Raw genomic sequence first — 20457 nt, forward strand, 5'->3', positions numbered from 1 at the left:
CCACCCAACCCACCCGGGCGGGGCGATGTTGGCCTTCATGTTGTGATTGGCGCGCGAGTGTCCGGTCGTTAAACCTCCGGCCGGCATGCACAAGACCCACCTCGTCGGCGCCCGTACCCACAACCTCAAGGATTTGTCCGTCGATCTCTCCGAAGGGGAGTTCGTCTGCGTCACCGGCGTGTCCGGAGGCGGAAAATCGAGCCTCGCGCTCGACACGCTCTACGCGGAGGGTCAGCGCCGGTTCGTGGAGAGCTTCAGCCCGTACGCCCGGCAGTTCCTCGAGCGGCTGGAGCGGCCGCCCATGGACGCGCTGGAGCCGGTGGCCGCGGGCGTCGCGGTGGACCGGCGCGCGCCGGTGAAGAGCTCGCGCTCCACGGTGGCGACGCTGGCGGACGTGGAGCCGTACCTGTCCGCGCTCTTCACCCGCGAGGCGATGCCGGTGTGTCCGGACTGTGGCCTGGAGGCGGTGCGCACCGACGCGCGCGTGGCCGCCCGGGCGGCCCTTCGTGAGCACCCGGACGCGCAGGGCGTCTTCACGTACCCGGTGCGCATCCCCGACACGTCCGCGTTCATCGACGCGCGGGCCCGCCTGCTGAAGGACGGCTACCACCGGCTGATGGTGCAGGGCGAGGTGAAGGAGCTGGAGACGCTCAAGCCGGGCGAGGCCACCGACCCCGCGGGCGTGGCGCAGGTGGTGGTGGACCGGGTGAAGCTGACGGACGCGAACCTGTCCCGCGTCACGCAGGCGCTGGAGGACGCGTGGGCGCGCGCGGACGGCGATGCGCTGCTCTTCATTCCGGAGGCTGCACCGAAGCGGCTGCGCCGGGGCCTGGTGTGTCCCAAGTGCGCGCGGGAGTTCGAGCTCGCCCGGCCGGGCCTCTTCAGCTACCAGAGCCCGGTGGGCGCGTGCGCGCCGTGCCGCGGCTTCGGGCGCACCATCGGCATCGACTGGGGGAAGGTGATCCCAAACCCGATGCTGAGCCTGGCGGAGGGCGCCATCCGCCCGTGGTCCGGCCAGTCCACCACCTGGGAGCGGGAGATGCTCCAGCGTTTCTGCCGGCAGAAGAACATCCCCTTCGACAAGCCGTGGGAGAAGCTCACCGCCGCCCAGCGCGAGGCGGTGCTCCAGGGTGAGGGCGACTACGACGGCGGCCGTGTCTACCCGGGCGTGCGCGCGTGGTTCCGGTGGATGGAGGGCCGCACGTACAAGATGCACGTGCGCGTGCTGCTGGCGCGCTATCGCGCGTACACGCTCTGCGAGAGCTGTCATGGCGCGCGCCTCAACGAACAGGCCCGCGCGTGGCGCGTGGGCGGCATTGACCTGCCGGCCTGGCACGGGCTGGAGCTGACGGACGCGCTGGCCCGGCTGGACGGATTGAAGACGCTGACGGGGCAGGGCGACCTGGCGCGGCGCGAATTGGCCGCGCGCCTGCGCTATCTCCAGCGCGTGGGCCTGGGCTACCTCACGCTGGACCGGCCCGCGCGCACGCTGTCGGGCGGCGAGGCGCAGCGCGTGTCGCTGACCGCGGCGCTGGGCACGTCGCTGACGGGCGCCCTCTTCGTGCTGGACGAGCCCACCGTGGGCCTGCACCCGGGGGACCTGCCGCCGCTCACGGAGGCCATCGCGGAGCTGGCGGACCGGGGCAACATCGCGCTGGTCATCGAGCATGATCCGCTGATCATCCGCTCCGCGCACCGCGTGCTGGAGCTGGGCCCGGGCGCGGGACGCCAGGGTGGCAAGCTGTGCTTCGACGGCACTCCGGAGGCGCTGGCGAAGCGGCAGGACCTGCCCACCGGCCGCATGCTGTCCGGGGGCACGGAGGCGCCGCGCACGCCGCGCACCCGCACGGGTGAGTTGGTCATCCGCGAAGCGCGCGAGCACAACCTGAAGGACGTGTCCGTGCGTGTGCCGCTGGGCGTGCTGTGCGCCATCACCGGCCCCAGCGGCTCCGGCAAGAGCACGCTGATGGACGAGGTGCTCTACCGGCACCTGGCGCGCGGGCTGGGCGTGAAGGACGTGGAGGCCCCCGGCGACGTGGCGGCGGTGGAGGGCGGGGCGCAGGTGGAGGCCATCACCTTCGTGGACCAGTCCCCGCTGGGGCGCACGTCGCGCGGCAACGCGGCCACGTACACCAAGGCGTGGGACCGGCTGCGTGAGCGCTTCGCCTCGGAGCCCGACGCGGAGGTGCGGGGCCTGACGTCCGCGCACTTCTCCTTCAACGTGGACAAGGGCCGCTGCGAGGCCTGCTCCGGTGAAGGCTACGAGACGGTGGAGATGCAGTTCCTCGCGGACGTGGCCCTGTTGTGCGCGGTGTGCCGGGGCCGGCGCTTCAAGGAGGAGGTGCTCGCCGTCCGCCACCAGGGCTTCAGCGTGGCGCAGGTGCTGGAGATGACGGTGGACGAGGTGCTCCAGCACTTCGGCGACGACTCCGCGCTCAAGCGCACGCTGGGACCGGCGCAGCGGCTGGGCCTGGGCTACCTGCCCCTGGGCCAGCCCCTGTCCACGCTGTCCGGCGGCGAGGCGCAGCGGCTGAAGCTGGCGCGCGCGCTGGCGAGCGACGCGAAGGGCACGCTGTTCCTCATCGACGAGCCGAGCGCGGGCCTCCACGCGGAGGACGTGCGCCACGTGATGGCGTCGCTGCACGCGCTGGTGGACCGGGGCGCGAGCGTGCTCGTGGTGGACCACGACGTGTCGGTGATGAAGGGCTCGGATTGGATCATCGACCTGGGGCCCAAGGGTGGCCGGGACGGTGGCCGGCTGGTGGCGGAGGGCACGCCCGCGGACGTGGCGAAGGCGCAGGGCAGCGCCACCGCCGCCGCGCTCCGGGGCGAGGGCAAGCCGCTGGCGAAGGCGGTGAAGCTGCGCCGCCCGGGGAAGGAAGCGCCGCCCGCCATCGAGGTGGAGCACGCACGCGAGCACAACCTCAAGGACGTGTCCTGCCGCATCCCCCTGGGGAAGATGACGGTGGTGACGGGGCCCAGCGGCTCCGGCAAGAGCTCACTGGTGTTCGACGTCGTCTTCGCGGAGGGCCAGCGCCGCTTCCTGGAGACGCTGACGCCGTACGCGCGGCAGTTCCTGCCCACGCTGCCGCGACCGGACGTGGAGCGCATCAGCAGCATCCCGCCCACCGTGGCGCTGGAGCAGCGCACGTCGCGCGCGGGTTCCACCAGCACCGTGGCCACCGTCACGGAGGTGGCCCACTACCTGCGGCTCATGTACGCGAAGATTGGCGAGCCGCACTGCCCGCATGACGACACGCCCATCGGCGCCACCACTCCGGCCGCGCTCTTTTCGCAGGTGCTGGCGACGAAGGGCGACGGTCAGGTGCTGGCGCCGGCGGTGCGTTCACGCAAGGGCACGTACCTGGACGTCTTCACCGCGGCGGCGCGCGCGGGCATCACCCAGGCCATCGTCGACGGGGAGCTGGCGTCCACGGACGACCCGCCGCGCCTGGCGAAGACGAAGGAGCACGATATCGACCTCGTGATGTACGAGGGCAAGCTCGCGAAGCTGCCTCGCGAGGTGTTCGAGGCCTCGCTCAACTGGGGCAAGGGCGCGGTGAAGCTGCGCACGGGCAAGGCGGAGACGCTCCTGTCCAGCGAGCGCACGTGCCCGAAGTGCGGCACCGCCGTGCCGGAGTTGGATCCGCGCTGGTTCTCCTTCAACACGAAGCAGGGCCGCTGCGAGTCGTGCGAGGGCACTGGCGTGCAGGGCGGCGCCGCCGCGATGGCCGAGGGCGAGACGGCCCCGTGCCGCACGTGCGAGGGGACCCGCCTGTCCCCGGTGCCGCGCGCGGTGCGGCTGGAGGGCGCGCGCTACCACGAGGTGGTGCAGGCGTCGGTGACGGCCACGCTCGCGCGCGTGCGCACCTGGAAGCTCAAGGGCGACCGGGCGCTGCTGGGCGAGACGGCGCGGCAGGAGATGCTGCGGCGGCTGGAGTTCCTGGAGCGCGTGGGCCTGGGCTACCTGTCCCTGGACCGCAACGCCGCCACGCTGTCCGGCGGCGAGATGCAGCGCTTGAGGTTGTCCGCGCAGCTGGGCGCGGGCCTCACCGGCGCGATGTACGTGCTGGACGAGCCCACCATCGGCCTGCACCCGCGCGACACGCACCGGCTGCTCGATAACCTGCGCGCGCTGGTGGAGACGGGCTCCACGGTGCTGGTGGTGGAGCATGACTCGGACACCATCCGCGCCGCGGACCACCTGCTGGACCTGGGGCCCACGGGCGGCCGGGGCGGTGGGCACATCCTGGCGGAGGGCACGCCGGACGTGGTGCTGGAGTCGGACTCGCCCACCGCGCAGGCGCTCCGGGCCGCGCAGGTGCGGCCTCCGTCCGGCCGGGGAGAGCCGAAGGCCTGGGTGGAGCTGAAGGGCGCTCGCGCGAACAACCTCCAGCGCGTGGACCTGCGGCTGCCGGTGGGGCGGCTCAACGTCGTCTCCGGTGTGTCGGGCTCCGGCAAGAGCACGCTCATCCGGCAGGTGCTGTATCCGGCGCTGCGCGACAAGCTGGGGCTCGTCACGGCGAAGGCCGGCGCGTTCGACGCGCTCAAGGGCACGGAGTCCATCAAGCGCGTGCTGTCGGTGGACCAGTCGCCCATCGGGCGCACGCCGCGCTCGGTGCCGGCCACGTTCCTGGGCATCTGGGACGAGCTGCGCCGCGTGTTCGCGGCCACGCCGGAGGCGAAGATCCGCGGCTTCGGGCCCGCGCGCTTCTCCTTCAACACGGCGGCGGGTGGCCGCTGCAAGGTGTGCGAAGGGCAGGGCGCCATCTCCCACGAGATGTCCTTCCTGCCGGACGTCGTCACGCCGTGCGAGGCCTGCAACGGAGCGCGCTTCGACGCCGCCACGCTGGAGGTGCGCTACCACGGGCTCACCGTGGGCGATGTGCTGCGCCTGTCCGCGGACGAGGCCAAGGACGTCTTCCGCGCGCTGCCCAAGGTCGCCGCGCCGCTGGAGTGCCTGGCGGACCTGGGCGTGGGCTACCTGCAGCTGGGCCAGGGCTCCAACACGCTGTCCGGCGGTGAGGCGCAGCGGCTCAAGCTGGCCGCGGAGCTGACGGCCACCTCCCGCCACGAGCCCACGCTCTACGTGCTGGACGAGCCCACCACCGGCCTGCACCTGGGCGACGTGGAGAAGTTGATCACCTTCATGGGCCGGCTGGTGGACCGGGGCGACACGCTGGTCGTGATTGAGCACCACCCGTCGGTCATCGCCGCGGGGGACCACGTGGTGGAGCTGGGGCCGGAGGGCGGCGAGGGCGGTGGCCGCATCGTGGGCGAAGGCACGCCGCGCGAGGTGGCGAAGCTCAAGACGCCCACGGGCCGCGTGCTCAAGTCGGTTTTTTCCACTGAAGAACCCAAGGCGCGTGTCGCCTCACGGGGACGGTGAATCCATGCGCTCCTTCCGGCATCCTGCGCCCGCCATGAGAACCTCCCTGCTGTGCACCGTCGCGACGGTGGTCTCCCTCTCCACGGTGGCCTCCGCCGCGGACAAGACCGAGAAGAAAGCCATGTCCTTCCACCAGCTCTCCGCCAACCGGCTCGACGGCAAGCCCGAGAAGCTGTCGGACTTCCAGGGCAAGGTCGCCCTCGTCGTGAACACCGCGTCCGAGTGCGGCTACACGCCGCAGTACAAGGGCCTCCAGTCGCTCTACGACAGCTACAAGGACAAGGGCGTGGTCGTCCTGGGCTTCCCGTCCAACGACTTCGGCGGCCAGGAGCCGGGCACCTCCGAGCAGATCGCGAAGTTCTGCGAGCTGCGCTTCAAGGTCTCCTTCCCCATGTTCGAGAAGGTGAAGACCAAGGGCGAGGGCCAGTCCCCGGTCTACGCGTTCCTCGCCAAGGACCATGGCGAGCCCAAGTGGAACTTCCACAAGTACGTGGTGGGCAAGGACGGCCAGGTGAAGGCCGCCTTCCCCAGCAGCGTCACGCCCGACAGCCCGGAGCTGAAGGCCGCCATCGACAAGGCGCTCGCGGAGAAGTGACGGACGTCGGACGTCCGACGTTGGCTCCGCCCCGGGGGACTGCTCGGCGGCGGGGCCGGGCGTGCGCAGCTTGGGTGCCGGCCCATGGTTCCGGCTCTCTTCCCCGTACGCGTCGTGACCGTGGTGCTGTTCGCGGTGCTGTGCGGTGGATGCGCGTCGCTGGCGCCGCAGCGCTCGGAGCTGACCACGCGTGTGGGACGCTCCGACCTGTCCGTGGCGGTGATGCGCACGCGGGTGAGGGACCTGGCCCGGCGCTTCTCCGGATTGATTGAAGCCCTGGCGGACGACCTGGCCGCGCGCTCCGGTTCACCGCACGTGGCCTCGGCCATGTTGCGCTTCAAGGCCAACGCGGTGCCCGCCGTGCAGAGCGCGCTCTTCCAGCCGGATCCGGTGGCCGCCCTCATCGACACCTGGACGCTGCTGGCCCAGCTCGAGGACTCGCTGCCTCATACGGCGGTGGACGCATCGCCGGAGCTGCTGGCGCGCGCCCATGCCACGCTCGTGGAGCTGGAGTCCCAGGTGGAGGCCGAGTGGCGCGTGGTGACGGGCCTCGAGGACGTGACCCAGGCGCGCGACAAGGTGCACGCCTGGGCTGCGGCGCACCCGCTGACCGGGCCGCTCGTCACGCGCGAATCCACCACGGCCCTGCTGGCCTCCCTCACGGAGGTGACGGGCGGAGGACTGCGCTCCACGGCCGCCAACCTGGTCGAGGACACGCGCGACCTCACCGCGCGGGTGGACCTCTACGCGACCAGCCTGCCCCGGCAGGCGCGCTGGCAGGCGGAGCTGGTTGCGACGGATGCCATGCAGGCTCCCACCGTCCAGGCCGCGCTGGCGGAGTTGGGGCGCACGGTGGACCTGCTGGACAGGGTGGGTGCGTTGGCCGCGAACTCTCCCGCGCTCATCGAACGCGAGCGCCGCGCGGTGCTGGACTCGGTGCACGCCGAACGCCTGGGCCTCCAGGAGTTCGTCAACGGCGAGCGGCAGGCGGTGTTCGCGGACGTGGGACGGGAGCGGCAGGCGCTGGTGGACGCGCTGCACGCCGAGCGCGTGGCCACGCTCCAGCAGCTGGACGGACTGGCGCGCGGCTGGGTGGACCACGCGTTCGACCGGCTGGGCCCGTTGGTGGACCGCGTGTTCCTCTGGCTCACGCTGCTGACGGTGCTGCTGGGCGTGGGTGGCCTCCTGGGAGGCCTGCTGCTCACCCGGGCGTGGCGGCGCGCGCGCTGAAAGAGCGCCTACTTCTTCTCCTTCGGCTCGGGCGGGAAGTCCTTCAGCATCTTGTTCACGCCTTTTTCAATCTTGCCGCTGTCGGTCTGGGCGCTCGGGCTGTTGCCGATGTCCGACTTTGCCGTGCCGCGCCAGACGAGCTTCTTCTCCTTCGCGTCCACCACGTCGAGGATAAGCGTGCCCTCGTCGTACTCGCGCACGTACGTCTGCGAGGGCCCGTAGTACGAACCCCAGAACGGATCCCACGGGTAGCCCCAGTAGTTGTCCACCGTCTCCGCGGACAACCGCTTGTTGATGGCACCCTGCCACCCGATGAGGAAGTCCGGGTTCGCGCTCGCATCCACCCTCTGGTAGCCGCGGGCCTGGAGGTCTTGGTCCACCGCCCCGGTCACCTGGCTATTGGTGATGTCGTTGTTGATGCGCGTGTCCTTCGTCTGCTGGGGATGCGTCAGCCACGCATAGGTGTGGAACTGCTGGATGCGCTGGACGGCGGCGGGGTCGTAGTTGGTGCCAACATCGACGCCCGCGCAGGACGCGAGCCCAAGGCCCACGAGCACGGGAAGAACACGGGACAGCAGACGCATGGCGGACTCCAGGAGGAGGGGCGCATCCCTTGGGGAAGGGGCGCGGTCAACGCCATGACGTTGGGGATGTCCCCCGGGGATGCCCGTCCGTGCCCGCCCGTCCGCCTCCGACCGTCGGGAGGGACGTCCTCAGTCGCCGCGCGATTCCTTCGGTCCCTTGGTCTTCAGTCCCTTCATGCCCTCGGAGCGGGCCATGACCACGGCCAGCCGCGCGCGCTTCTCCGGGCTCAGGTCCCTGGCGAGCGCCTGGTACAGCTCCCGGTCCAGCGCGGCGATCTGCGCGCGGGCGTCGAAGACCTTCTGCGCCGCCGCGTCCACCTGACCCAGCGCCGCGCTGTCGCCCCGCGACGCCAGGTGGAGGATGCGCGCCGAGTCCCGCACCTGCTCACGCAGCGGGCGGCGCCGGTCCTCGAAGCGGCGCAGCGTCTCATCCATCTTCAGGGCCTGCGCGCTGTCCAGCTCCAGCGTGTCCGCCAGCTCCAGCACCTGCCGCAGCCGCTGCCGTTGCTCGGCGCGGGCCATGCGGTCGGCGTCACGCGCGCCCGGCGCCCTCGGCCCGGGCTGCGCAATCGCCATCATTGGCAGCGCGAACACGAGCGCCCAGGTCATCCGCTTCATCGTCTTCACAGTGTCTCTCCCAGGTCGAAGTCCCCGTCCAGGTCGGAGTCGTCCCACGACAGGTCCTCATCCACGCCGTACCCCGAGCCGTCGTCCTCCAGCGGATCCAACCCGGCCCAGGCCTCGAAGGCGGCCAGCGTCTCCGCGTCCACGTCGTCGCGGGCGCTCGCGGACGGCACGGAGGCCGGCGCCGTCACCGGTCGGGGCGCCTTGAGCCGCTCCAGCGCGGACGGTCCCAGCATCAGCGCCACCACCGCCGCCACGGCCGCGAGCGACCCCAGCGCCCGGCGGCCCATCCCCCGGCGCGTCTGCTCCCGGCGCCACGCCGCCAGCGTCCTGGCGCCCAGGCCTTCCTGCGCGCGCACCTCCACGGGCGTCTGGGGCGGCAGCGCCACCAGGCCCAGGACCTCGCGCGCGGAGGCCACCTCCGCCTGACAGGCCGCGCAGGACTCCAGGTGGGCCTGGAAGCGCGCGGCCTCCTCGCCCTCCAGCGCCTCCGCGGCGTGGAGGCTCGCCTGCTCCTCGTATTCCACGCACGCACCCATCACTGCGTCTCCCCGGCCACGTCGGCCTTCAAGCGTTTCACCGCGTGGTGGAACTGCACCTTCGCGTTGTTCTCCGTGATGCCCAGCGTCTCCGCGATGTCCTTGAACGGTAGACCGCCGTCCACCCGCAGCGTCAGCACCTCGCGCTGACGGCGGGGCAGGGCGAGCACCGCCTGCCGCACCCGCTGGCCCTGCTGGGTGCGCTCCAGCGACGCGTCCGCGCCCTCGCCCATGTCCATCGCCACGTCATCCGTCACCGACTCCACCAGCACCGGCCGCCACCGCAGCCCCTGGCGCGCGTGGTTCTTCGCCAGGTTGAGCGCCACCCGCACCAGCCACGAACGGAACGGCGTGGGCGTGGTGGGCGTGAAGCGCGCGAACACCCGCCGCGATGCCTCCAGGGCCCGGAGGAAGGCCTGCTGCGTCAGGTCCGCCGCGTCCTCCGCGCTCACGGTGTAGCGGCGCATCAGCGAGAAGACGAGGCCCCGGTGCCGTTCGAAGAGCTGACCGAACGCCGTCGCGTCCCCCGCGAGGAAGGCCCCGCACAGGGCCTCATCCGAGAGAGCGCTCACGGCCCCACCGGGCCGCACCAGTCCTAGGACCCGTCCGCTCACAGGGGCTTGAACCCTCCAGGGGCCGGAAGGTTATTTTCCGGCCCGTTTTTCGCCTCCCGGGACGTGCGCAAGGCGTCCGGTACCGGGCAGGCGGGCGGGCGCAAGGCCTCAGGCGGAGGCGGTGTCGCTGCCCGGGGTGGGGTGGGCCTGGAGGTACTTCAGCACATCATCCAGGTGGCGGTAGACGCGCACCTCGTGGTGGATGACGTGTTCCACGACGCCGTCCGCGCCGATGATGAAGGTGACGCGCCGGTCGATGTTGAGGATCGGCCACAGCACGCCCCAGGCGCGGCTGATCCGCCGCTCGTCGTCTCCCAGCAGGGCGAAGTGGATGCCCTCCTGTTCAGCGAAGTCGCACTGGGTGGTGAGCGTGTCCACGGAGACGCCGACGAGCTCCGCGCCCAGCGAGCGGATCCGCTCGTGGTTGTCCCTGAAGGCGCGGTTCTCGATGGTGCAGCCCACGGTGAAGGCGCGGGGGAAGAAGAAGAGCACGACGCGCCGGCCTCGCAGCTCCGACAATCGAACGGGCTGCCCGTGGCAGTCGGTCGCTGCGAAGTCCGGTGCGAGTTCTCCGACGGCAATCATTCGATGCGCGCTCCATCCCGATACGGCCGGGGCTGCCCTTCCCCTACCACGTTTTCCCCGTCATCCCATGCCGCGCCGCGCCGGGTGTCCGCTAAGGTGTCCCTCCGTGTCGCCTGCCTTGATGGATTCCATCTCCCCCTCCTTTCTTGATGCCCTGGCCCGAGGCCTGGGAGTCACCCGGGTCGCCCGGGTCACCGGCCTGGACCGCACCGGCGTGGAGGTCGCCTGCGCGGTGCGTCCGGGTGGACACGTGCTCCAGGTGTGTAATGGCAAGGGGCTGACGTACGAGGCCGCGGCCCGGGGCGCGCTCTTCGAGACCGCGGAGCTGTGGGCGGCGGAGACGGTGCGGCCGGAGCGGCTGCGCTGGGGTTCCCAGACGGAGCTGGAGCGGACAGGCGACACGGTCTGGGGCGTGGAGGCGCTCGGGTCGGCGGGCGCGGTGGTGGCGCCGAGGCTCGCGGGGCCGGCGGTGCGGCTGGCGTGGTGCGAGGCGCGGACGCTGGCCGGGGACGAGCGGGTCTGGGTCCCGGCGCAGGGCGTGTACTGCCCGCCCGCGGGGACGGTGGAGCTGGGGCCGGTGTCGGTGGCGTGGACGACGAATGGCTCCGGGGCGCATCCGGAGTCGGACCCGGCGCTGCTGCACGCGCTGCTGGAGGCCACGGAGCGCGACCAGCTGTCGAGGGCGTTGCCAGAGGGCTGGTCGGAGGAGGGCGTGGTGGGGCGGATGCTGCGGCCGGAGTCCCTGGAGGATTGGGCACCACGCACGGCCGCGCTGAGGAACGCGCTGAAGGCCCAGGGGTTTAGGGCCTACCTTTTCGATGTGACGCCCGCGCCCCGGACGCGCGGGAGGGTGGGGCTGCCCGTGGCGGCGGCGGTGCTGGTGGACGCGGACGAGGGCCCGGTGCCGCTCACGGCCGGCTATGCGTGCGCGATGGACCGGGATGAGGCCTTGCTGAAGGCCTTGCTGGAGGCCGCGCAATCACGGCTGACGGACATCCACGGAGCCCGTGAGGACGTGGCCGCGGCGGACCGCGAGGCGGCGCTGGGGTTCGCGCAGGCCCTGGCGGAGGTGAGGCCCCGTCGCGAGGTGGCCGCGATGCCGGATGCGATGGACCGGCGCGCGAAGACCGCGGCGGCGAAGGTGCGCACGGTGTTGTCGCTGCTGGACGGCGCGGGGTTCAAACAGGTGGCGGGCGTGGCGCTGGACGCACCGGTGCCCGGGCTGCACGTGTGGAAGGTCGTGGTGCCGGGCATGCGCGTCTCGGAGCTCCTGTGAAGCGGCGGTCAGGTGTGAAGGGTTCAGGGGCCGTCCCGGATGCCGCGAGCAGTCCTGCGCGTGAGGGAAGTCGCCTGAAGCGCAAGGGTTCCGGGCCCACGGGTCCTGGCGTCTCGGCTGGTGGGCGCGACCCTGCGCCTGCGCGTGATGGATCTCACGTGAAGCGCAAAGGGACCGGGGCCGTGGTTGAAGGTGTCTCGGATGCCGTGAGCGGGCCTGCGCGTGAACGGGCTCGCGTGAAGCGGCGGCCGGACGACCTGGTGGTGTTCCTGGGGCCCTCGTTGCCCGCGGCGGAGGCGCGGAGGATCGCGCCGTGCACGGTGTTGCCTCCCGCGCGGCAGGGGGACGTGTGGAGGGCGCTGTCGCTCAAGCCCCGCGCGCTGGTGCTGGTGGATGGCGTCTTCGAAGCGCAGCCGTCCGTGTGGCATCACGAACTGCTCGCGGCGCTGGAAGCCGGAGTGGCCGTCTTCGGCGGAGGCAGCATGGGCGCACTGCGCGCCTCGGAGCTGTCCGAGCACGGCGTGGTCGGCGTGGGCCGCATCTTCGGCTGGTATCGCGACGGCGTGGCGGTGGATGACTCGGAGGTGGCGCTGCTGCACGCGGACGCGGAACACGGCTGGCGTCCCCTCACGGTGCCCCTGGTGAACGTGAGGCACGCGGCGGAGCTGGCGCGAAAGGCGCGGGTGCTGGGGCGTTCGGCGGCCCAGTCCCTGGTGGACGCGGCGGCGAGTGTCTTCTACCAGGAGCGCACCTGGACCCGGATCCGCGAGGCCGTGGAGCCCGCGTGGACCCGGCCCGTGCTCGATGCATGGGACGCCTGGTTCGCGGGCGGAGTGGAGGACCTCAAGCGTCTGGACGCCATCGAGTGCGTGCGCGCAGGCGCGGAGTTCGTGAGTCGAGCGGCCCCGACGCAACCTGGAGCGCGGCGCAATCCTTCGTCGCTGGTGAGGCGCCGGCGCCTGATGGAGGACGTGACGCGCGTGGGTTCCCGCGCCGTGGACTCCGGGCGCGTGATGGAGCTGCTGCGCGGCGCGCCCGATGCGGCGGCCTGGGCGGAGGCGGGCCTGCGGAGGGCACTACTCGCGGGCTGGGCGCGTTCACTGGGCCTCGACGCGACGGAAGAGGAGATCGCCGCGGAGGAGGCCGAGTGGTGGAACGAGCGGAAGGTCCGGGCCTCGCGCCGTGAGGCCTTCCTCGCCGCGAATGGGCTCGATGCGCTGGAACTGCGCCGCTTGTGCGAAGCCCGCGCGCTGGAGCGCCTGGCCTTGAAGCACGCGTCGCGGCTCCTGCCGGATGGTCCCTCCTGGGACGAAGCCCTGGCGTCCGAGGCCCGACTGGGAGGCCAGTGGGAGCAGGCCGCCCGCGCGCTGGCGGAAGCGGACGACACGTCCGACGAAGGCGAATAGCCGGCCGGAGTCGGGCCCCACGCAATCCCAGACAGGGCCCACCGTCACATCCGGACGGGCTGAAACCTGTTTCACGAGCCTCGGGCTGCCTGACGGGTTGGACGCCCGTTCAGGGGCGACCCCCCTGCTGCGTCACGAAAAAACGTGACAGCCCCGCAGGGCCAGATAGGGTCAACCCCGGAGGTTGTCCGCATTGAGCACCGCTCCCTGGGTGGTTCCGCCAAGTGGGTCCGCGCCGTCATCGGCCGGGCACGCTCGCGGATTGCGGGGAATCCGACCTCCGCGGTGGGGTGTGGCAGGGAAGGCGCCCTCGGCGGTCCTGAAAACCCGGGTGGTCGTCCCCACCTCCCAGGTTATGTCACTGCTTGAGTCAGGGTCATGACCACGCCGCTTCACCCGGACCAGCTTGAAGTCGGCCACAGTGTCGGTCCCTGGCGAATCGTCGGGACGCTTGGCGCGGGAGGCTTCGGCCGGGTCTTCAAGGTGGAGCGGGGCGGGAATGTCTACGCGCTGAAGCTCGCGTTGCGTCCGGCGAACCAGCACGCCAGCGATGAAGAGGATGTCAACGGGCGGATCACGCGGGAGGTGGCGGCGCTGCTCGCGTGCGCGCCGCATCCCAACCTGCCGCGCGTGCACGCCGTGGATCGCTGGCCGGAGCCACCGGACGGCTACCTCTTCCACGTCACCGACTTCGTGGACGGCGAGACGTTCCACGAGTGGCGCTGGCGGGTGAAGCCCTCCGCCGCGCACCTGCTGACCGTCTACACGGAGGTCGTGCGGGTGGTGGCGGATCTCCACCGCAGGGGCGTGCATCACCGCGACCTCAAGTCGGACAACCTGCTCATCCGCCGCCTGGACGAGCGCCCCATCCTCATCGACCTGGGCACGGCGCGCATCCCGGGGGCCTCCACGCTGACGGTGGGCGTGGCGCCCGCGTCGCCGCATCTGCTGCCGCCGGAGTGCGTGGCCTTCCTGCGCGAAGGCTCCTGGAAGTCCGGAGCGAACTTCGACGCAGGCATCCCGGGGGACCTGTATGCGCTGGGCGCGCTACTCTACGAGTGCCTGACGGACGGCTACGCCTTCGACCCACGCCTTCCCTACGAACGATTGCTTCCCGCCATCGAGGCGGTGGTGCCGCGAGCGCCAAAGGACATCAACCCCAAGGTCCCTTCCATCCTGTCGGACATCGCGATGCGGCTGCTCTCCAAGCGTCCCGAGGATCGCTACTCGGGGACGGAGACGCTGTTGCAGGCGCTCTGGGACGCGGCGAAGGACAAGCGCCACGCGGACTGGAAGGTCTCGCTGGATGTCCCGGCGGATCCGGATGCGTCCGGGCTGGACCGGGGCGTGGTGTCGCTGTCGCAGTTCTCTGGGAGTTCCACGGAGCTGGCTGCACAAGCCGCCCGGGAGCCAGCACCTTCGGGACCGACCTCACCCGCGGAGTCTGTCGAGCCGAAGAGGCGCCGTCGTTCCGGCGCGGTGCTCGGCCTTGGAGCACTGCTGCTGGGCTTCTTGATCTTCGGGCTGTTGCGGCTGACTCCAGACCGTCCTCCACCTGCCGTAGCGCCTGTGTCTGAGAAAGGAAGTTCGTCTGTGACACCAACTCCGAGTCTTCCCGATGCCGCCGTGCTCGCGGTGGCGTCTTCCCCGGATGCGGGCGTTTCCGCTGCGGTGGATCCGACTCCGTCCGTGCCACCCGAGGCCGCGAGCGCGCTCGCGAAACCCCTGCGTAGAGATGGCGGTGTCATGCGGAAGATCGCTGGAGCAGCCGTGGCGGCCTGCGTGGGCATGTCCTGCGCGGGAAGCAGTGCCAACACGCGCAATACTGAAGGCGAACCATGCCCTCCGGGGGCCAAGGAGGCCATGAAGGAGCAGAGGGAAGCAGGCCGAGCCGCGATGAACAGCGTCTACCTGATGGAGTCCGAGGCCGGGTACATGCCGATGCGTGAAGGGCCCATCCAAGGCATCGTCCATTATCTAGGCCACAAAGCCGGTCAACTGCCAGGCGGGACGATCATGAGGGGCCGCTCGGTGTTTGAACCGGGATACACACGGCTCCTCTTCACCGAGGCCACCCTACCTGGAGGGAGGGTCATCCCCATCTGCATGGAGTTCCAAGACAGCGTTACCCGCCTGTTCGGCTGGCCGCTGAACCAGACCGGTTTCCCGGAGGACACCGCGACTGTCCGGTACACTCCGATCCAGTTGTTCAACGTGGTGTCGGTCACGCGCCTCCTCCGTCCGATCGATGAGTAACCCTTCGACGCGTTGACGCCTACTCACGGCGATGGGTCATCATCGCGCGGGGGGCACCTCGAACGCCTCGTGGTAGAAGGAGACCTTTGCCGCCCCCCGGTTCGAGGAGCCCTTCCCACCGTGCCCTCCTGTCTGTTCGTCGTGCTTCCTCTGCTGCTCTGGTCGTCCCATGTCCTGGCGGCTTCTCCCGGTGCGAAGGATGCAGTTGAGGGAACGCTCCGGATGGAAGTGGGAGCAGCGGACTCGGGGATACGTCCCATCCATATCGGGCCAGGGGTAAGCACGACGCTGCTCTTCGATACCGACATCCAGCAGGACCAGGTGAACCTGGAGTCGCGAGCCCAGTTCGCGCGGGTGAGCACGGGCAGTTCGGTTCTGGTCCTCGTTCCATCCAATGACTTGCCGCAGGGGAACGTCTTGAAGCTGGCCATTCCCTTCAAGGATGCGAGTTCGACGCTTCCCTCAAGGCTGTCATTGACCCTGGTGGTGGATTCCGGTGCCGTGGATCGGCAGGTGGAAGTCTACCGGCGTGCACGTTCCGCGGAGTCGTACCTCCAGGAAATCCAGCAACTGCGCGCAGAGCTCGAACGCTTGCGACAGGAACGCGGTTCCCCGGCGGGAGGCGCGAGCGAACCGACGGGACTTCGCGGACTCCTGATCACGACGCCGGCGTTTCCTGGCCTCGGAGTGGACCAGGTGCGCACCTTCAACTGCAGGCGGCAGTGCTCATTGCTGATGGACAAGGGGGCGACGTTCTCGTCGGGACGGCGACGTGCGGTGAAGTTGTTGCTGACGGCGGCCGACAAGAAGCCATGGACCATCGGGCGGGCCGTGCTGGTGGACCGGCAGGGAAAGGAGTGGCCGTCCTTTCCTCCCTTCCAATCCGGGCCCATTACGAACGAATCCCAGGTCACCGTGGTGCTGGAGTTCGACGTGAACAACCCGGACTGGGAAGGCTATCAACTGAACGTCTCGGATGTGGATGGCGCCCGGACGGTGCAGTGGAGCGGCATCAGTTTCCCCTGAGCCCGAAGCCTGACTCAATCCAGGAACCGGCGCTCCCATCTGCGTTGCTCTTCGGTGCCACGCCACGGGCGGGAGTCGCCCTGGAAGTACATCCAGGGCTCCAGGACGCGAGCCAGTTCACGATAGGCCGGTAGCACTGGGCTGTTCGTTACGTCTTCTGCGTCAGGTTCAATCCCCAGCGTGACGACCGCGCGTCCGTCGGACAGGGACTGCACGGTCGTGCCAGGACTCCGAAGCCGTTCACGAAGGGCCTCCACACCGCCCAGTTCCGTGAGCACCGGAGGACCCAGGAAGTTCATCCAATGGACGCCGCGGATGCGGTCGCCCAGGTGCAGGGACGCGGACTCATCGGGAACATCCATTCCGGGATGGCGAAGGCGTTCGCGCTGGATCCATTCATCGACCTCCAGGAGGCCGAGCTCGGCGTTGAATGCAAGCCCCGCGTGCACCGAGGCGAACGGGAGGTCCGCTGAGAGTTTCAGTGCCAGCTCGCGGACGGCGCAAGGCCCGTGTGACTCCAGGAACTCCGTGGGGAGCCAGAAGGTGACGGTGCTCGACAGCCGAGCCGCATCCGGGGAGCCGGGATTCTCCCGCCACTGGCCTTCATAGATGAACTTGTAGTCGCCGACTCCGTTGACGTGATCCGCCAGATGGACATGGGCGAACCGGGAGGCGTGGAACTCCTGCTCCAGGACCTCCTGCCCCTCTTCATCCAGTTCGTGGAAGTCCCCTTCGTAGTCGCAATACCAATCCAGGGATGCCGGGGCGATGGCGTGCTGAAACACATGGAGGGTGTGTTCAATACGCTGGGTGATGTCACGGTGCGAATGCCTCAAATAGAAGGCAATGCTCACGCCATCCCGGATGTGGGGATGAGAACGCGTCACGGTGCTACTCCAGGCCGAACACGCATACCCACCGAGCGTGCCAGAATCCCGGCACCCCCGTCCCCATGCCGGGTAGGGTGCGGCTCCACACGATGACCTCCGACCTCACGCCCGAATCCCTGCGCTGCGTCCGCGCCGACGCGCGCGAGCCCGAGGGCTACCGGGCCGCCCTCGGCGACACCCGCGCCTCGCTGCTCCACACGGATCCGCCCTATTGCCTGCTCACCCGGCGCCGCAAGGGCGGGGACCTGCGCGACCCTCGCGCGAACAAGAAGATCGACCGCAACCCCATCGTCCGCTTCGAGTCCGTGCGCGACTACCGCGTCTTCTCCGAGGCCTGGCTCACGCGCGCCACCGCGCACCTCACCCCGGACGCGCCCCTCATCATCTGGACCAACCTGCTGGGCAAGGAGCCCATCCTCACCGCCGCGCACGGCCTGGGCTACACCCACCTGCGCGGCGAATACGTCTGGGGCAAGCGCACCACCGACAAGAACGCCAACGAGCAGATGCTGCGCGTCTACGAGGTCGCCCTCGTCATCGCCCGCACGCCCGCGCCGCCGCTCGCACTCGGGGACGCCCCCACCGTGTGGGCTGTCGTCGGCGGCTACGACGATGACGCGGAGGCCGCGCAGTGGGGCGGCCACCCGCACCACAAGCCCTTCTCCGTGCTGGAGCCCCTGGTCCGCACCTGGAGCCGCCCCGGCGACACCGTGTTGGATCCGTTCGCCGGCAGCGGCTCCATGCCCTCCGCCGCCCTGCGCCTGGGCCGCCGCCCCGCCTGCATGGAGGTCGAACCCGAGTGGGCCGAGCGCGTCACCCACCGCCTGCGCGAAACCGCCCGTCAGCTGGCCAGCGCCCGGTAGAAGCGCGTCTCGCTCCACAGGGGCACGTCCGTGGGACGGTGCCCCCACCAGTTCATCACCAGCGTGCGCCGCTCGCGAGAAGGCCCCGGCAGCTTGCCGTCCGGGACCTGGTTGTCCGCGTCCAGCACCCCGTGTGTCAGCGTCCCGTCGAACACCACCAGCCGGTTGGGCCGAGGCGCCACCAGCGTCAAATCCTCCAGCCGGTCCGGCGCGAGCGACGGGTTGTCTTCACACGGCAGCTCCCGCGTCACCGCCAGCGCGCCGCCCCGCACCCGGTTGAGGAACAACACCGACGAGCGCACCGGGTGCACCAGCTTCCCCGTGGCCAACGCCAGCCGCTCGTCCCGGTCCTGGTGGAAGTCCACCCGCACGTCCGTGGCCCGCATCCGCGAAAGCCACCACTCCACGCCGGCGATCTTCCAGCCCTTCGTCACCCGGGGCCGCAGCGTGTGGATGACCTCCTCCACCACGTTCTCCGGAGGGCCAAAGGCGTACCAGAACGTCGTCTGGTACGTGTGACGCAGGCGCTCGCCCTTCAGGTCTCCCACGCGGCGTGACAGCCGTTGGAAGAGGGTCGGGGGCAGGGCGGGCTCGGTGAGCTGGACGAGGGATTCCACGATGGGGCGGAAGCTTTCCCCTGAACGCGAGGTGGGCGCCACTCCCTTTCGCCGGTAGGCTTCGCCCCCTCATGAAGCCCCATCAGAAGATGCTCCTCGGCATTTCCGCCGGCGCGGTGGCCGGGCTCGTCTGCAACGCCGTGTTCGGGAGCGCGGACTGGCTCATCTGGCTCGTCGAGCACGTCACCAACCCCCTGGGGCAGATCTTCATCCGCCTGCTCCTGATGCTCGTCGTGCCGCTCCTGTTCTCCGCGCTCGTCGTGGGCGTGGCGGAGCTGGACCTGAAGCAGGTGGGCCGGCTGGGCGCCCGCACGCTGGGCTACACCGTCGTCTTCTCCGTCATCTCCGTGCTCATCGGTCTGTTGCTCGTCAACACGCTGCGGCCCGGTGACGGCTTGAGCGACGAGGCCCGCGCCCTGGCCCGCACGGGCACGACCATCAAACCCGCGCCGCCCCCTGGAGACACCTCCGCGGGCGCGCTCTTCATGTCCATGGTGCCCACCAACCCGCTGAAGGCCGCGGCGGACGGGGACATGATTGGCCTCATCGTCTTCTCGCTCATCTTCGGCCTGGGCCTGGCGCTCACCCCGGGCGAGCCCGCGCAGCGGCTCAAGGACGTCATCCAGGGCCTCTATGACGTGATGATGAAGCTCATCGACGGGGTGCTCCAACTGGCCCCCGTGGGCGTGGGCGCGCTCTTGTTCTCCATGACGGCGCGCCTGGGCTTCCACATCCTGGGACAGCTGGCGTCGTACGTGGGCGTGGTGCTGCTGGCGTTGGGCATCCACATGTTCGTCATGTACTCGCTGTCCGTGCGCTTTTTGGGCGGACGCAACCCGGTGGAGTTCTTCCGCTCCTGCCGGCTGGCCATCGTCACCGCGTTCTCCACGTCCTCCTCCAGCGCCACGCTGCCCACCGCCCTCAAGGTCGCGGAGGAGAACCTCAAGCTGCCGCGCAACGTGTCGCGCTTCGTGCTCACCGCCGGCTCCGCGATGAACCAGAACGGCACCGCGCTCTTCGAGGGCGTCACCGTCCTCTTCCTCGCGCAGGTGTATGGCGTGCAGCTGGACCTCACGCAGCAGGCGACCATCATGTTCATCTGCGTGCTGGCGGGCATTGGCACCGCGGGCGTGCCGGCGGGCTCCATCCCCGTCATCGCCATGATCCTGGGCATGTTCCACATCCCGGTGGAGGGCCTGGGCCTCATCCTCGGCGTGGACCGCTTCCTGGACATGTGCCGCACCGTGCTCAACGTCACCGGAGACCTGGCGGCCGCGGTGTACGTGTCACGCGGCGAGCCCCCCGACCAGCCGGTCGGTGAGGAGGCGGCGCAGTCCCCCACCGCCTGACGTGGCGTCACCCCGGTTCCACCTTTGACCGAAGTCCCCTCCGCCGTCTTTCGAATCCAAGGAGCTTCAGCCGCATGAAAGTCGCCAACGGTCGCGTCGTCGCCCTCGATTACCGCCTCCACCTGGGAGACGGGCAGATCATCGACCAGAGCGCCCCGAACCAGCCGCTCGCCTATCTGCACGGGCACAAGCAGATCGTCCCCGGCCTGGAGGGCGAACTGGACGGCCTGGGAGTGGGGGACAGCAAGCAGGTGGTGGTGACGCCGGAGCAGGGCTACGGCATCCACAAGCCGGAGGGCGTGCGCAACGTCCCCCGCACCATGCTGCCCACCACGTACCTGCCCCAGGTGGGCGGCACGCTGATGGCCCAGACTGAGGACGGCGACGTCCCTCTGCGCATCATCGCCGTGAACCCGGACTCCGTGGTGGTGGACCTCAACCACCCGCTCGCCGGCAAGACGCTCCACTTCGACGTCACCGTGCGCGAAGTGCGTGACGCGACGCAGGAAGAGCTGGCGCACGGTCATGTCCACGGGCCGGGCGGCGCGCACGGGTAGCGCTTTTCCCAGCCTCCGGGCACGGAGCGTTTCGTGACCCCGGGGGGCGTGCACTAT

The 20457-nt window shown here is 70.3% G+C and carries 17 protein-coding genes; 10 read left to right on the plus strand and 7 right to left on the minus strand.

Annotation, left to right across the window (positions count from 1 at the left end; translation table 11 throughout):
• Nucleotides 1-85: 85 nt before the first annotated feature.
• The 3 genes from uvrA (at nt 86) to D7Y21_RS14795 (ending at nt 7214) form a co-directional block, all read left to right on the plus strand.
• A complete protein-coding gene (gene uvrA / locus D7Y21_RS14785) occupies nt 86-5389 on the plus strand; it encodes an excinuclease ABC subunit UvrA (RefSeq protein ID WP_121713908.1) in 5304 nt (1767 codons plus the stop codon).
• A gap of 34 nt (nt 5390-5423) precedes the next feature.
• Nucleotides 5424-5984 carry a glutathione peroxidase gene (locus tag D7Y21_RS14790; protein WP_199735423.1) on the plus strand — a complete coding sequence of 187 codons (561 nt, stop codon included), beginning with the start codon at nt 5424-5426 and terminating at the stop codon, nt 5982-5984.
• 84 nt (nt 5985-6068) lie between these two features.
• Nucleotides 6069-7214 carry a chemotaxis protein gene (locus D7Y21_RS14795; RefSeq protein ID WP_121713910.1) on the plus strand — a complete coding sequence of 382 codons (1146 nt, stop codon included), beginning with the start codon at nt 6069-6071 and terminating at the stop codon, nt 7212-7214.
• Between the two features lie 8 nt (nt 7215-7222).
• On the opposite strand, the gene D7Y21_RS14800 is transcribed toward D7Y21_RS14795, so the two are convergent.
• From D7Y21_RS14800 to D7Y21_RS14820, 5 genes are all read right to left on the minus strand, one after another.
• Entirely contained in the window at nt 7223-7798 is a 576-nt protein-coding gene (locus tag D7Y21_RS14800) for a DUF4136 domain-containing protein (protein ID WP_120563455.1), read from the minus strand.
• Between the two features lie 129 nt (nt 7799-7927).
• Nucleotides 7928-8416 carry a hypothetical protein gene (locus D7Y21_RS14805; protein ID WP_120563742.1) on the minus strand — a complete coding sequence of 163 codons (489 nt, stop codon included), beginning with the start codon at nt 8414-8416 and terminating at the stop codon, nt 7928-7930.
• A gap of 5 nt (nt 8417-8421) precedes the next feature.
• Nucleotides 8422-8961 carry a zf-HC2 domain-containing protein gene (locus D7Y21_RS14810; RefSeq protein WP_121713912.1) on the minus strand — a complete coding sequence of 180 codons (540 nt, stop codon included), beginning with the start codon at nt 8959-8961 and terminating at the stop codon, nt 8422-8424.
• Nucleotides 8961-9533, minus strand: coding sequence for an RNA polymerase sigma factor (locus tag D7Y21_RS14815; protein ID WP_120563453.1), 573 nt, complete (start codon nt 9531-9533; stop codon nt 8961-8963). The genes D7Y21_RS14810 and D7Y21_RS14815 overlap by 1 nt, the downstream gene beginning before the upstream one ends.
• 150 nt (nt 9534-9683) lie before the next feature.
• On the minus strand, nt 9684-10160 hold the full coding sequence (locus tag D7Y21_RS14820; RefSeq protein ID WP_120563452.1) for a peroxiredoxin: 477 nt from the start codon (nt 10158-10160) through the stop codon (nt 9684-9686).
• Nucleotides 10161-10281: 121 nt separating this feature from the next.
• On the opposite strand from D7Y21_RS14820, the gene D7Y21_RS14825 reads away from it, so the two are divergent.
• The 4 genes from D7Y21_RS14825 to D7Y21_RS14840 all read left to right on the plus strand — a co-directional run bounded on the left by D7Y21_RS14825 (nt 10282) and on the right by D7Y21_RS14840 (nt 16124).
• Nucleotides 10282-11436: a YcaO-like family protein gene (locus D7Y21_RS14825; RefSeq protein WP_121713914.1), complete on the plus strand. Its 1155-nt coding sequence runs from the start codon at nt 10282-10284 to the stop codon at nt 11434-11436.
• A gap of 236 nt (nt 11437-11672) precedes the next feature.
• Nucleotides 11673-12842 carry a TfuA-like protein gene (locus D7Y21_RS14830; protein WP_121713916.1) on the plus strand — a complete coding sequence of 390 codons (1170 nt, stop codon included), beginning with the start codon at nt 11673-11675 and terminating at the stop codon, nt 12840-12842.
• A 378-nt stretch (nt 12843-13220) separates the two neighbouring features.
• Nucleotides 13221-15098, plus strand: a complete 1878-nt coding sequence (locus D7Y21_RS14835; protein WP_121713918.1) for a serine/threonine-protein kinase — start codon at nt 13221-13223, stop codon at nt 15096-15098.
• A 120-nt stretch (nt 15099-15218) separates the two neighbouring features.
• The gene (locus D7Y21_RS14840) at nt 15219-16124 is read left to right on the plus strand and encodes a DUF2381 family protein (protein WP_158627290.1); all 906 of its coding nucleotides are present in this window, start codon (nt 15219-15221) and stop codon (nt 16122-16124) included.
• Between the two features lie 14 nt (nt 16125-16138).
• Here D7Y21_RS14840 and D7Y21_RS14845 read toward each other — a convergent pair whose 3' ends face one another.
• A complete protein-coding gene (locus D7Y21_RS14845; protein ID WP_121713922.1) occupies nt 16139-17011 on the minus strand; it encodes a DUF3396 domain-containing protein in 873 nt (290 codons plus the stop codon).
• A 92-nt stretch (nt 17012-17103) separates the two neighbouring features.
• Between D7Y21_RS14845 and D7Y21_RS14850 the strand changes: the two genes are divergently transcribed.
• The gene (locus D7Y21_RS14850) at nt 17104-17877 is read left to right on the plus strand and encodes a DNA methyltransferase (RefSeq protein WP_121713947.1); all 774 of its coding nucleotides are present in this window, start codon (nt 17104-17106) and stop codon (nt 17875-17877) included.
• On the opposite strand, the gene D7Y21_RS14855 is transcribed toward D7Y21_RS14850, so the two are convergent.
• Nucleotides 17856-18494, minus strand: coding sequence for a hypothetical protein (locus D7Y21_RS14855; RefSeq protein ID WP_120563741.1), 639 nt, complete (start codon nt 18492-18494; stop codon nt 17856-17858). The genes D7Y21_RS14850 and D7Y21_RS14855 overlap by 22 nt on opposite strands.
• Nucleotides 18495-18565: 71 nt before the next feature.
• Here D7Y21_RS14855 and D7Y21_RS14860 point away from each other — a divergent pair, with 71 nt between their 5' ends.
• Both D7Y21_RS14860 and D7Y21_RS14865 read left to right on the plus strand, forming a co-directional pair.
• Nucleotides 18566-19843, plus strand: coding sequence for a dicarboxylate/amino acid:cation symporter (locus tag D7Y21_RS14860; protein WP_120563446.1), 1278 nt, complete (start codon nt 18566-18568; stop codon nt 19841-19843).
• A gap of 74 nt (nt 19844-19917) precedes the next feature.
• Nucleotides 19918-20400, plus strand: coding sequence for a peptidylprolyl isomerase (locus D7Y21_RS14865; RefSeq protein ID WP_120563445.1), 483 nt, complete (start codon nt 19918-19920; stop codon nt 20398-20400).
• Nucleotides 20401-20457: the final 57 nt, after the last annotated feature.

The sequence above is a fragment of the Corallococcus sp. AB045 genome (assembly GCF_003668895.1).
GTDB classification, from domain to species: Bacteria; Myxococcota; Myxococcia; order Myxococcales; family Myxococcaceae; genus Corallococcus; species Corallococcus coralloides.